At 32.6% G+C, this 11,664-nt stretch carries 14 protein-coding genes and 3 tRNA genes; 3 read left to right on the top strand and 14 right to left on the bottom strand.

The annotated features are described in order from the left end of the window. Positions 1-41: 41 nt before the first annotated feature. The 8 genes from rplL to tuf all read right to left on the bottom strand — a co-directional run bounded on the left by rplL (position 42) and on the right by tuf (position 4,306). A complete protein-coding gene (rplL, locus tag AC3ATN_RS03345; protein ID WP_487531818.1) occupies positions 42-416 on the bottom strand; it encodes a 50S ribosomal protein L7/L12 in 375 nt (124 codons plus the stop codon). Positions 417-473: 57 nt separating this feature from the next. Then, a complete protein-coding gene (gene rplJ / locus AC3ATN_RS03340; RefSeq protein ID WP_487531817.1) occupies positions 474-989 on the bottom strand; it encodes a 50S ribosomal protein L10 in 516 nt (171 codons plus the stop codon). Between the two features lie 17 nt (positions 990-1,006). Further along, positions 1,007-1,696 (bottom strand): 50S ribosomal protein L1, encoded by a 690-nt coding sequence (rplA, locus tag AC3ATN_RS03335; protein ID WP_487531816.1) that lies wholly within the window; start codon positions 1,694-1,696, stop codon positions 1,007-1,009. A gap of 6 nt (positions 1,697-1,702) precedes the next feature. Next, positions 1,703-2,146 carry a 50S ribosomal protein L11 gene (rplK, locus tag AC3ATN_RS03330; RefSeq protein ID WP_487531815.1) on the bottom strand — a complete coding sequence of 148 codons (444 nt, stop codon included), beginning with the start codon at positions 2,144-2,146 and terminating at the stop codon, positions 1,703-1,705. A 63-nt stretch (positions 2,147-2,209) separates the two neighbouring features. After that, entirely contained in the window at positions 2,210-2,761 is a 552-nt protein-coding gene (nusG, locus tag AC3ATN_RS03325) for a transcription termination/antitermination protein NusG (RefSeq protein WP_487531814.1), read from the bottom strand. A 3-nt stretch (positions 2,762-2,764) separates the two neighbouring features. After that, on the bottom strand, positions 2,765-2,962 hold the full coding sequence (gene secE, locus AC3ATN_RS03320; RefSeq protein ID WP_487531813.1) for a preprotein translocase subunit SecE: 198 nt from the start codon (positions 2,960-2,962) through the stop codon (positions 2,765-2,767). Positions 2,963-2,978: 16 nt separating this feature from the next. Beyond that, positions 2,979-3,051: transfer RNA gene (locus AC3ATN_RS03315), tRNA-Trp, on the bottom strand. A gap of 67 nt (positions 3,052-3,118) precedes the next feature. Continuing rightward, a complete protein-coding gene (gene tuf / locus AC3ATN_RS03310; RefSeq protein WP_487531812.1) occupies positions 3,119-4,306 on the bottom strand; it encodes an elongation factor Tu in 1,188 nt (395 codons plus the stop codon). Positions 4,307-4,676: 370 nt separating this feature from the next. Here tuf and AC3ATN_RS03305 point away from each other — a divergent pair, with 370 nt between their 5' ends. After that, positions 4,677-7,475, top strand: a complete 2,799-nt coding sequence (locus tag AC3ATN_RS03305; RefSeq protein WP_487531811.1) for a bifunctional aconitate hydratase 2/2-methylisocitrate dehydratase — start codon at positions 4,677-4,679, stop codon at positions 7,473-7,475. A 117-nt stretch (positions 7,476-7,592) separates the two neighbouring features. On the opposite strand, the gene AC3ATN_RS03300 is transcribed toward AC3ATN_RS03305, so the two are convergent. After that, the gene (locus AC3ATN_RS03300) at positions 7,593-7,754 is read right to left on the bottom strand and encodes a hypothetical protein (protein ID WP_487531810.1); all 162 of its coding nucleotides are present in this window, start codon (positions 7,752-7,754) and stop codon (positions 7,593-7,595) included. Positions 7,755-7,839: 85 nt separating this feature from the next. Further along, positions 7,840-8,271, bottom strand: a complete 432-nt coding sequence (locus AC3ATN_RS03295; RefSeq protein ID WP_487531809.1) for a hypothetical protein — start codon at positions 8,269-8,271, stop codon at positions 7,840-7,842. A 53-nt stretch (positions 8,272-8,324) separates the two neighbouring features. Here AC3ATN_RS03295 and AC3ATN_RS03290 point away from each other — a divergent pair, with 53 nt between their 5' ends. Then, positions 8,325-8,669, top strand: coding sequence for a DoxX family protein (locus AC3ATN_RS03290; RefSeq protein WP_487531808.1), 345 nt, complete (start codon positions 8,325-8,327; stop codon positions 8,667-8,669). A gap of 3 nt (positions 8,670-8,672) precedes the next feature. Then, positions 8,673-9,011 (top strand): DoxX family protein, encoded by a 339-nt coding sequence (locus AC3ATN_RS03285; protein WP_487531807.1) that lies wholly within the window; start codon positions 8,673-8,675, stop codon positions 9,009-9,011. 4 nt (positions 9,012-9,015) lie between these two features. On the opposite strand, the gene AC3ATN_RS03280 is transcribed toward AC3ATN_RS03285, so the two are convergent. The 4 genes from AC3ATN_RS03280 to AC3ATN_RS03265 all read right to left on the bottom strand — a co-directional run bounded on the left by AC3ATN_RS03280 (position 9,016) and on the right by AC3ATN_RS03265 (position 11,583). Beyond that, the gene (locus tag AC3ATN_RS03280; protein WP_487531806.1) at positions 9,016-11,049 is read right to left on the bottom strand and encodes a TonB-dependent receptor family protein; all 2,034 of its coding nucleotides are present in this window, start codon (positions 11,047-11,049) and stop codon (positions 9,016-9,018) included. Between the two features lie 78 nt (positions 11,050-11,127). Next, positions 11,128-11,370 (bottom strand): hypothetical protein, encoded by a 243-nt coding sequence (locus AC3ATN_RS03275; protein ID WP_487531805.1) that lies wholly within the window; start codon positions 11,368-11,370, stop codon positions 11,128-11,130. Positions 11,371-11,424: 54 nt separating this feature from the next. Next, positions 11,425-11,496, bottom strand: a tRNA-Thr gene (locus AC3ATN_RS03270). Positions 11,497-11,510: 14 nt separating this feature from the next. Continuing rightward, positions 11,511-11,583 (bottom strand) — tRNA-Gly (locus tag AC3ATN_RS03265). Positions 11,584-11,664 lie beyond the last annotated feature (81 nt).

Genomic DNA, 11,664 nt, shown 5'->3' with positions numbered 1-11,664 from the left:
TGATTTCATCAAAAGTCTAAACCTTAAACTTTAAAGAAGAACTACTTAAGTTCTACTTCTGCACCTGCTTCTTCCAATGAGCTCTTAAGACCTTCTGCTTCGTCTTTACTTACAGCTTCTTTTATAGCACTTGGAGCGTCATCAACTAACCCTTTCGCCTCTTTAAGACCTAGGCCGGTTAATTCTTTAACTAATTTTACCACTGCTAATTTTGAACCACCAGCTGCTTTCAAGATAACATCAAATTCTGTTTGCTCTTCAGCATCATCTGAAGCACCAGCTGCCGGACCGGCAACTGCTACAGCTGCTGCTGCAGGTTCAATACCATACTCATCTTTTAAAATATTAGCAAGCTCATTTACTTCTTTTACAGTTAAGTTTACTAATTGTTCCGCGAATTCTTTTAAATCTGCCATTTTACCAATTTTTATAATTTATGTTTCTATTTATTTTAAATACAATTATTTTCAGATTTAACGCTCTGATAACGTTTTTAATATACCAGATATATTACTTCCACCCGACTTTAATGCAGAAATCACATTCTTAGCTGGAGACTGTAATAATCCAATAATTTCACCAATTAATTCCTCTTTTGATTTAATGGCCACAAGAGAATCAATTTGATCGTCCCCAATATAGATTGATTCTTCAATGAAAGCAGCTTTCAATATTGGTCTATCTAATTTTTTTCTAAAATCTTTAATAACTTTAGCTGGAAGGTTACCTGTTTCTGAAAACATCAAAGATGTATTACCTTTCAATACGTCTTTAATTTCTCCAAAATCCTTATCAGAGGCATCCATAGCTCTTGATAACATTGTGTTTTTAACTACAGATAACTTTACATTTATTTTGTGACAAGCACGGCGTAAAGCTGTGGTTTGAGATGCATTTAATCCAGATATATCTGTGAAATATAAAGTTTTAGTTTCTTTTAATTTTGAAGTCAAATCATCAATAACTTTTATCTTTTCTTCTTTTTTCATTTGGTGTATATTTAAATCTATGAAAATTTGGCTTCAACAGGAACACTAGGACTCATTGTACTTGACATATAAACACTTTTTATATAAGTTCCTTTTGTAGTTGAAGGTTTTAATTTGACTATTGTTTTTAAAAGTTCATCTGCATTTTCAAAAATCTTATCTGCACTAAAAGATACTTTACCAATTGAGGAATGAATTATGCCTGATTTATCAACTTTAAAATCAATCTTACCACCTTTAACATCAGTAACTGCTTTTTTAATATCCATAGTTACAGTACCAGTTTTTGGATTTGGCATTAAACCTCTTGGACCTAAAACTCTACCCAAGGGACCGAGTTTACCCATAACACTTGGCATGGTAACTATTACATCAACATCTGTCCATCCATCTTTTATCTTTTGTAAATACTCATCTAAGCCAATAAAATCTGCACCAGCTTCCTTAGCTTCAGATTCTTTATCTGGGGTAACCAAAGCTAAAACACGTAATTTTTTACCAGTACCATGAGGTAATGTAACAATGCCACGAACCATTTGGTTAGATTTTTTTGGATCAACCCCTAAGCGAACGGCTAAATCAACAGATGCATCGAATTTAGTTGTTGAAATTTCTTTTACCAATTTAGAAGCATCTTCTAAATTATACAGAGTTGAAGTATCTACTTTAGACCTAGACTCTTTTTGATTTTTTGTCATTTTTCCCATTTTAAATTATGAATTAAATGGTGCATTTCCTTTCACAGTAAAACCCATAGATCTAGCAGTACCAGCTATCATTTTCATGGCAGAGTCGATGTTAAAAGCATTTAAATCTGGCATTTTATCTTCGGCAATTGTTCTAACTTGATCCCAAGTGACACTTCCAACCTTGGCTCTATTTGGTTCTCCAGATCCCTTTTTCTTCTTGGCAGCTTCCATTAATTGAACTGCAGCTGGAGGAGTTTTAATTACAAATTCAAAAGATTTGTCTTTGTAAACTGAAATTGCAACTGGAAGAATTTTTCCAGGTTTATCTTGAGTTCTTGCGTTAAATTGTTTACAAAACTCCATTATGTTAACGCCTGCAGCACCTAATGCTGGACCAACCGGAGGAGATGGATTAGCTGCACCACCTCTAACCTGTAATTTTAGAACTTTTTCTATTTCTTTAGCCATTGTTTTTATTATGTTAAGGTAAGATTTTAGTGGAAGCTAAACCTTATCTTTATTATGTAACATTTATAACTTTTCAACTTGCATGTAACTCAATTCCAAAGGTGTTTTACGACCAAAAATCTTAACCATAACCTCTAGTTTTCTTTTATCCTCATTTACTTTTTCAATTGTACCCGTGAAACCGTTGAATGGACCATCAATCACTTTTACATTTTCACCGCTAGTGTAAGGAATATTTATTTGCTCTGAAGCAAGAGTCAATTCATCAACTTTTCCAAGCATTCTGTTTACTTCAGCTGATCTAAGGGGAACAGGTTCACCACCTTTAGTTTCTCCTAAAAAACCAATAACATTAGTTACCGATTTAATTATGTGAGGTACTTCTCCAGAAAGATCTGCTTTAATCATTATATATCCAGGAAAGTAGGTTTTTTCTTTGCTGATCTTTTTTCCATTTCTAATTTGAACAATTTTCTGAGTAGGAACAAGTATGTCTTCTACCAAGCTTGAGTAACCAAGTCGTTCAATCTCTGAAAGTATATAATCCTTTATTTTAGCTTCTTGACCACTAACTGCTCTTACAACATACCATTTTTTCTCTGCTACCTCAGTCATAAGTTATCCGTTTATAAGATTAAAGTAGGTTTGAACTATACTCGACAGCACTGTGTCTGCTCCCCATATAGCAAGAGAAAAAAGCACTGAAAAAACTAAAACAACAAGAACTAAACGTTGAAGTTCGGCTCTAGGAGTCCAGGAAACATTCTTTTGAAGTTCCTCAAATGATTCTTTAATGTAATTAACTATTGTAATCATTTATACTTTTTTAATGCACGGGTTGAGAGACTCGAACTCCCGACACCTGGTTTTGGAGACCAGTGCTCTACCAACTGAGCTAAACCCGTTTTTATTTGACACAAAAGGCGTCACGCAATTACGTGACACCTTACGTGTCGGTTTAAAACATTTTTTCTAGTCTAAAATTTCTGTTACCTGACCCGCACCAACGGTTCGACCTCCTTCACGAATTGCAAAACGAAGACCTCGACTTAGCGCAATAGGCTGAATTAAATCAACTTCAATTGTTAAATTATCTCCAGGCATTACCATTTCAACTCCACTTGGTAAAATGATATTACCTGTGACGTCTGTTGTTCTTACATAAAACTGGGGTCGATAATTGTTGTGAAATGGAGTGTGACGTCCACCCTCTTCTTTTTTGAGGATATAAACTTCAGCTTTAAATTTTGCATGTGGAGTTACCGAACCAACCTTACATAGAACCATTCCTCGTTTGATATCAGTTTTTTCAATACCACGTAATAAAATACCAGTATTATCACCGGCTTCTCCCCTGTCTAGAATTTTTCTAAACATTTCAACTCCTGTTATTGTTGATTTTAATTTTTCGGCACCCATTCCAATGATGTCAATTTCATCACCAGTGTTAGCTACACCTGTCTCAATTCTACCAGTTGCAACAGTTCCACGTCCCGTTATAGAAAATACATCTTCAACAGGCATTAAAAAATCTTTCTCTACATCTCGTTTGGGTAATTCAATCCAAGTATCAACCTCTTCCATTAATTTCATAACTGTATCAACCCATTTTTGTTCTCCATTGAGAGCACCTAGTGCTGAACCTAAGATTACAGGAGAATTATCCCCATCATAATCGTAAAAAGAGAGCAGTTCGCGAACTTCCATTTCAACTAATTCAAGTAATTCTTCATCATCAACCATATCTGCCTTATTCAAAAATACAACGATTCGAGGAATTCCTACCTGACGACCTAGGAGTATATGTTCTCTTGTTTGAGGCATTGGTCCATCAGTAGCAGCAACTACAAGAATAGCACCGTCCATTTGAGCAGCACCTGTAACCATGTTTTTAACATAATCAGCGTGACCGGGACAATCTACATGAGCATAATGCCTATTTACTGTTTGGTACTCTACATGTGATGTGTTAATAGTAATACCTCGCTCTTTTTCTTCAGGAGCGTTGTCTATCTGATCAAAGCTTGAAGCTTCAGATAATCCAGCATCTGCTAAAACTTTTGTGATAGCTGCTGTAAGTGTTGTTTTACCATGATCTACGTGGCCGATAGTACCAATATTTAAGTGAGGTTTTGACCTATCGAAAGTTTCTTTAGCCATAATTGATTTTTTCTTTAGTGTTTTTAGAGGGTGCAAATTTATAAAAAAATTTATACTAGACTTTATTTTTATTGTTTTTTTACATGAAAAAGTTTCTGATATCAAATAATTATAATGAATCCCCTAAAAATAATAATTTCAATAAACAATTATTTATAATAAATAAAAATAATAGTCCATAACCAAATTTTATATTAGCGGGTATTAAGATGCTCAATAAATAATGTATTTTCGTTATAATAATCAAGAAATAAATTCATTTTATGACATTTGAAATTTTTATTATGAGTAACACAAATTTGGATAAAAATTTTAATAAATGCAATCGATATCTTGGTTTTCCCCTAAAAATATTAATTGCAGATTTATTATGAGTAGATATATTGAATACCTTGATGAGATTGATAAAAGAAAAACTCAAAACCTTCAACCAAAACCTATTGATGAAGCTGAGTTACTTTCAGAAATTATCTCTCAAATAATAGAGAAGAAAAATAAACATCGTTTAAAATCTATTAATTTTTTTATTTATAATGTTTTACCCGGAACCACAAAAGCTGCAAAAGTAAAAGCTATATTTCTAAAAGAGATTATTCTTGGTAAACATATAATCGAAGAAATTTCACCAGCTTTCGCTCTTGACCAATTATCTCACATGAAAGGTGGCCCTTCTTCTAAAGTATTGTTGGATCTAGCCCTTGGAAATGATATATCTATTGCCAAAAAAGCATCTAATATTTTAAAAACACAAGTTTTTCTCTATGAGGCAGACATGGAACTTTTAAAAAAAGCCTTTAAAAATGGATCTGAAATCGCGAAAGATCTGCTTAAAAGTTATGCTAATGCTGAATTTTTCACCAAATTACCTAAACTTCCTGAAACAATTGAACTTGTAACATTTGTAGCTGGCGTAGGTGACATCTCAACCGATTTACTTTCCCCTGGAGGTGATGCACATTCCAGATCAGACAGAGAACTTCACGGCCAATGTATGTTTGAACACAACAAAGATCAACAAAAAGCCTTGCTAGATTTACAAAAAAAACATCCTGACAAAAGAGTGATATTAATTGCCGAGAAAGGTACGATGGGTGTAGGTTCTTCCCGAATGTCTGGAGTTAATAATGTAGCACTCTGGATAGGTAAAAAAGCCAGTCCTTTTGTTCCGTTTATAAATATTGCTCCAGTGGTAGCTGGAACAAATGGTATTTCTCCAATATTTTTAACAACTGTTGATGTAACAGGTGGTATTGGTTTAGATCTTAAAAATTGGGTAAAAACATATGACAAAAAAGGAAACCTTATTTTAGGTAATGATGGAGAGCCCAAGTTAAAACAAACATACTCTGTTAATTCAGGTACCATTTTAACTATCAATACAAAAACTAAGAAGTTATATAGTGGTAATGTGGAGCTCATGGACATTTCTTCTGCTTTCACCCCACAAAAAATAGAGTTCATGAGAGCTGGAGGGTCTTACGCAATTGTATTTGGTAAAAAACTTCAAACATTTGCTGCAAAAACAATCGGTATTGACACACCCAAAGTATATGCTCCATATAAAGAAATATCTCATAAAGGGCAAGGTCTTACGGCTGTTGAGAAAATTTTTAATAAAAATGCCGTAGGAACCTCAGGTGTAACATTACATGCCGGATCCTACGTTCGCGTAGAGGTTAATATCGTTGGTTCTCAAGACACAACTGGATTAATGACTTCTCAGGAGTTAGAAATGATGGCAGCTACAATAATTTCGCCTATTATTGACGGCGGATACCAGTCGGGATGTCACACAGCTTCTGTATGGGATTTAAAATCCCAGCAAAATATCCCCAGATTAATGAAATTTATGAGTGAATTTGGTCTTATTACTGCTCGTCACCCAGAAAATAAATATCATCCAATGACTGATGTAATCCATAAAGTGCTAAATGATATCACAATTGATGATTGGGCAATAATTATTGGTGGAGACTCTCATACAAGGATGTCTAAAGGTGTTGCTTTTGGGGCTGATTCAGGAACTGTTGCTCTTGCTTTAGCTACGGGTGAGGCATCAATGCCAATCCCAGAGTCAGTAAAGGTTACCTTTAAAGGAAAAATGCAAGACCATATGGATTTCCGAGATGTAGTCCACGCTACTCAATCTCAAATGCTCAAAAAGTTTGGAGGAGAAAATGTTTTTCAAGGAAGAATTATTGAAGTGCATATAGGAACTTTACCCTCAGATCAAGCCTTTACTTTTACCGATTGGACCGCTGAAATGAAGGCAAAAGCCTCCATTTGTATTTCTCAGGACGATACATTAATTGAGTCCTTGGAAATTGCAAAAGGCAGAATCCAAATCATGATAGATAAAGGAATGGATAATGCAAAAGAAGTTCTACAAGGTCTTATTGATAAGGCAAATAGGCGAATTAAAGAAATTAGAACTGGAAAAAAACCTCCGCTAACCCCAGATGAAAATGCCAAGTATTATGCTGAATTTGAAGTAGATCTTGGAATAATTGATGAACCAATGATAGCTGATCCAGACGTCCACAATGAGGATGTTTCAAAACGTTACACTCATGATACCATTCGTGAACTTTCTTTTTATGGTGGTAAAAAACATATTGATCTTGGTTTTGTAGGATCCTGTATGGTCCATAAAGGAGATATAAAAATTGTAGCTAAAATGTTAAAAAATCTAGAGGAATTTCACGGAAAAGTTGAGTTTAAAGCTCCTTTAGTAGTTACTGCTCCTACATATAATATTATTGATGAACTCAAAGATGAGGGTGATTGGGGAATTTTAAAAAAATATTCCGGCTTTGAGTTTGACGACAAATCGCCTAAAAGTTCTGCTAGAACTGAGTATGAAAATATTTTATATCTCGAGCGTCCTGGCTGTAATCTTTGTATGGGTAATCAAGAGAAAGCCGAAAAAGGTGACACTGTAATGGCTACCTCTACTCGACTATTCCAAGGCAGAGTAGTTAAAGATTCTGATCGGAAGAAAGGGGAATCACTTTTGGGATCTACCCCTGTGGTGGTTCTTTCTGCAATTCTTGGAAGAACTCCTACGCTTGAAGAGTATAAAGTTTCTGTCAAGGGAATTAAACTTACTCAATTTGCTCCTCCATTAAATAAAATGACATCAAAAGTAGACCATTTAATATCTTACTAAATAATAGATAAGTAGTCAAATCTAAAATGCATTATTATACACAATTCAAAATATTGAGTCTAGTTATATAGGGATATTATTTTTTTTATTATAAAAATAAATCTGCTCAAGTATTATTTAAACACTACATATCATGTCGCTTCCACAACACATTGGTGATTTGATTTTACCTTCACATTTTGGACATTTAGATACCTGAACTGAAGATCCAGTATCTAAAGTTATAGAATCATTCACGAGAGGTTCATTACAATTAGCACAGCTAGCATTAACCGCCATTCCGCAAAAATTGCACTTATAAGTTTCCATAATTATATTTTATTTAAAAATAGAGTTTAAATAATTAAATCCATTAAGAATAGGATTAATTATACTTGAAATGAGCAATTAATGATACAGTATGTAGAATTAGCATAACACATCCCAAATAAATAAATGGAGAACTTGGAATCCAAACAATTGCTAGGGCTAGTCCGGAGTAACTCATTATACCTATACATATAACAAGTAAAACCCTTATCTTAGAGCTAGACGTCATAATAGGTCTAGAAAGACCACATATAAAAAGTCCAATAATTATAACCCAAAGACCAAAAAATCTATATATCTGTTTTAAATAATCCGGTAATGTTTTATTTATATCATTATTGAATAATTGGTCAAAAGTCATACCCAAACGCTCTTCATTCGCAACCTGATCCAACATCCAGGGTTGATCAAAAATCATCCATCTAAACCCCATAATTATTAAGGTTAATCCAATAATAAAAAATGGAATATTAAAAAAATTTTTCATGAATAAATATAATTAAAACTAAAGATAATGTATATTTTTCTTAGATTGCAATTATGGAAAATTTTGCAATTTATTCTCAAATAATTATAGCCGTTTCTGTTATTAATGTTTGGGTTTTTCGTTTTGATAATATTGTTGAAGAATTTAAACAATATGGACTCTCTGATTTAATTAGAAACATTGTTGGAGCATCTAAAATTTCGCTTTCAACACTATTAATCGTTGGTATTTTTTACAATGAAGTAGTTTTAGGGTCTTCTTTATCTATGGCCTTTTTAATGATATGTGCTCAAATAGCACATATTAAAGTAAAAAATCCCTTAATAAAATATATACCATCATTTATTCTTCTTGCACTCTCGCTATTTGTGGCCGGAGTTAATTATGGAATAGTATAATTCATGGATATATATTTATTGTTAGTTATTTTTAGTGGGATTTCTTTTATTTTATATGGAATCGGATCTTTTAACTCTAGAAGAATGTCTTCTGAATTTATCCGATGGGGTTATGGAAATTATAGGTACCTAATTGGAGGACTTCAACTTCTTGGAGGTTTAGGTCTATTGGCAGGAATTATGATTGATGAATTATTATTGATTTCATCTGGAGGTCTCACGCTTCTAATGTTAATGGCTGTTTTTGTTAGATTTAAAATAAAAGACCCAATAAAAATGACATTACCAGCGTTATTCTATACTATAATAAACTCATTGATTTTTTATTTAACTCTAGATTAGTTATTTAAAAACTCATGGAGAAACCATAAAAAATATTTCTTGGAGCGGCTGGCTCATAGTACCTTGACCCAAAAGCATTTAAACGGATGTTATCAAAATACTCCTGATTTAAAAGATTGTTAATCCCGCCAAAAATAGCAATATTTCCCCACTTATGATTGAATGACTTCCCTGTCTGTATTTTAGTTTTCTGAAACGAATTTATCAATACAGTGTTAGCATTGTTGGCAAAAAAATTACCTGTATTTTCAAAAGTAAACTTTGTGATCCATTCATTTTTGGATGTATGTATTAAATTAAAGTAAAATTGATTTTTAGGGATTCCAGGTAGATCGTTAGATTTTAAATTTTGATTTTTTGTTCCATCTTCGACAAATGAATATTTAGCATTTGTGTAACTAGCCTGAATTTGAATATCTTTCAAATTGAATTGAGTAAATAATTCAAGACCCAAACGCTTCGTAGCTCCAGTATTATCATAAAATGATCTTCCTGGAAAATCCTCTAATTCATATGGCAAAATATCATTTGAACTTTTAATGAAAAATAAATTGGATTCTATTAAAAAATTTGATGTATACATCTTCCACCCCATTTCATAGTTATAAGCTTTAGACGGCTCTAATTTTAAATTAAGTCCTTCATTACCTGAAGGATCAGATGATAGCTCAGATAAAGTAGGAGTTTCAAAACTAGTAGAAAAGTTTATAAAAAGGAATTGATCATTTTTAATTTCTCGACTCAATCCTAAACTGGGATTAAAAACATTATACTTCTTATCAAAAATCAAATTATCTGTTCCGATAGATAAGTTATCAAAACGGAGACTCGATCTGAAAACCCAATCTTTCATTCTAATTTCATCTAAAAAATACAAGGCAAAATTATCAAATTTCTCTAACTGACTAAAAACATTCGTCCCTTTAATTCCCTTTAAATTAAGAAAACGATTTCTTTGATCTTTTTGAAAAACCGACTCCATTCCAATTTGAATTTGATGTAATGAGTTTTGATTTGTTTTTGAATAATTCAATCTAGTGCCTAGACCATAGTATTTTCGGTCAAGATCAATAATACCACCATTTTCAAAAGGAAGCTTTCCGTAAAAATCTCTAGTTGAAATAAAACCATATGAATTTAAATTTAAGTTTGAATTAAACTCTTTTATCCAATTAACTCCAATTTTTAACTGATCTATTTTTTCATAAGTGTTGTAATCGAAATTTCTTTGTCTAACCTGTCTCCTGTTGCTCTTTACCTCTTCTATAGTTAAACCTCCCGCATCTTGAGCGACTGGACTATTTGTAAAATTAATTTGTGAATTAATTGTCGATTTTGAAGAAAATTTATGTTTTAATTTGACATTAAAAACTTTTTGTTTTAACATACTGTGGTCTCGATATCCGTCAGTCTCAGTGTTATTAAAATAAATTACAGCACTTGTTTTATTGTTCTTTAAAAAACTGATTAATTGGTATGATTTAAGGTTGTAACTACCAAATGAAGATCTAAATGAATATGAATTATCTGGAATACTATCTAAGGTTTTTATATATATTACTCCCCCTGCTGCATTTCCATATAAACTTGCCGAAGGACCCTTTAGCACTTCTATTTTATTAATCAATCCTATTGGAAGATTATCTAATTGCCCTTGACCATCAGGTGTAGTTTCAGGAATTCCATCTACAATAATTTTTATACCTCTTATTCCAAAAGCTGACCTTGCCCCAAAGCCTCGAATTGAAATTCTTAAATCTTGAGCATAATTATTGGCATTTAAAGAAAATAGACCCGGAACACTTTCGATGTATTCCTGTAAAGAAATCTGCTGATTAATTCTTTGTGTATTTTTAAAATCTAAAAAACTAACTGAGTAAGGAACCCTTTGTTTTGATGTCTCTATTTTTAAAGATTCAACCACAACATCATTAAGAGTTATTGTTGATGTTGAACTTAAATTTTGAGCTTTTAAAAAATTTGATGTTATTGTTATGCAAATAATAATAACAAGTCTGGGTAATTTATAAATATTCATTTTTATAAAATAATCTAAGTGGATTTAATTAATAACAAGATTTAAAGTAAAATATTTTGTGGCAATTGAAAATTTATTTCACTGTTTTAATAGGAGGTCCAATTCTCGATCAAGAATTATTTTTCTTTTCCATCCGTCACACTCTATTGTGGGCCTATAAGCCTGAATTGAAAATGATTTATCAAATTCTACAATAAATGAAACTGTACCTTCAGTTATATATTTTCCTTGGTACCTCTCCTTAAATAAATCTAAACTTTCGTTAGAGTTTTTAGAGCAAGAAATATTAATTATAAAAAGTATAAAAAGCAATTTTTTCATTAATTACATTGACTTTTGATATATATATAAATGTGCGTTAATTTGTTATGGTTGAGCCAATGACCAGAATTGAACTGGTGACCTTTTCCTTACCAAGGAAACGCTCTACCCCTGAGCTACACCGGCTAAATAAAAGTTTGAGCGGGAGACCGGGTTCGAACCGGCGACATTCAGCTTGGAAGGCTGACGCTCTACCAACTGAGCTACTCCCGCTTATTTCATTGACTAACATAAGGGTTGTGGGGAGAGCAGGATTCGAACCTGCGAAGTTAAAAACAGCAGATTTACAGTCTG

The sequence above is a fragment of the Candidatus Marivariicella sp. genome, assembly GCF_983056325.1.
The sequence above is the reverse complement of the archived record's forward strand: the minus strand, read 5'-3'. Positions and strand labels throughout refer to the sequence as shown.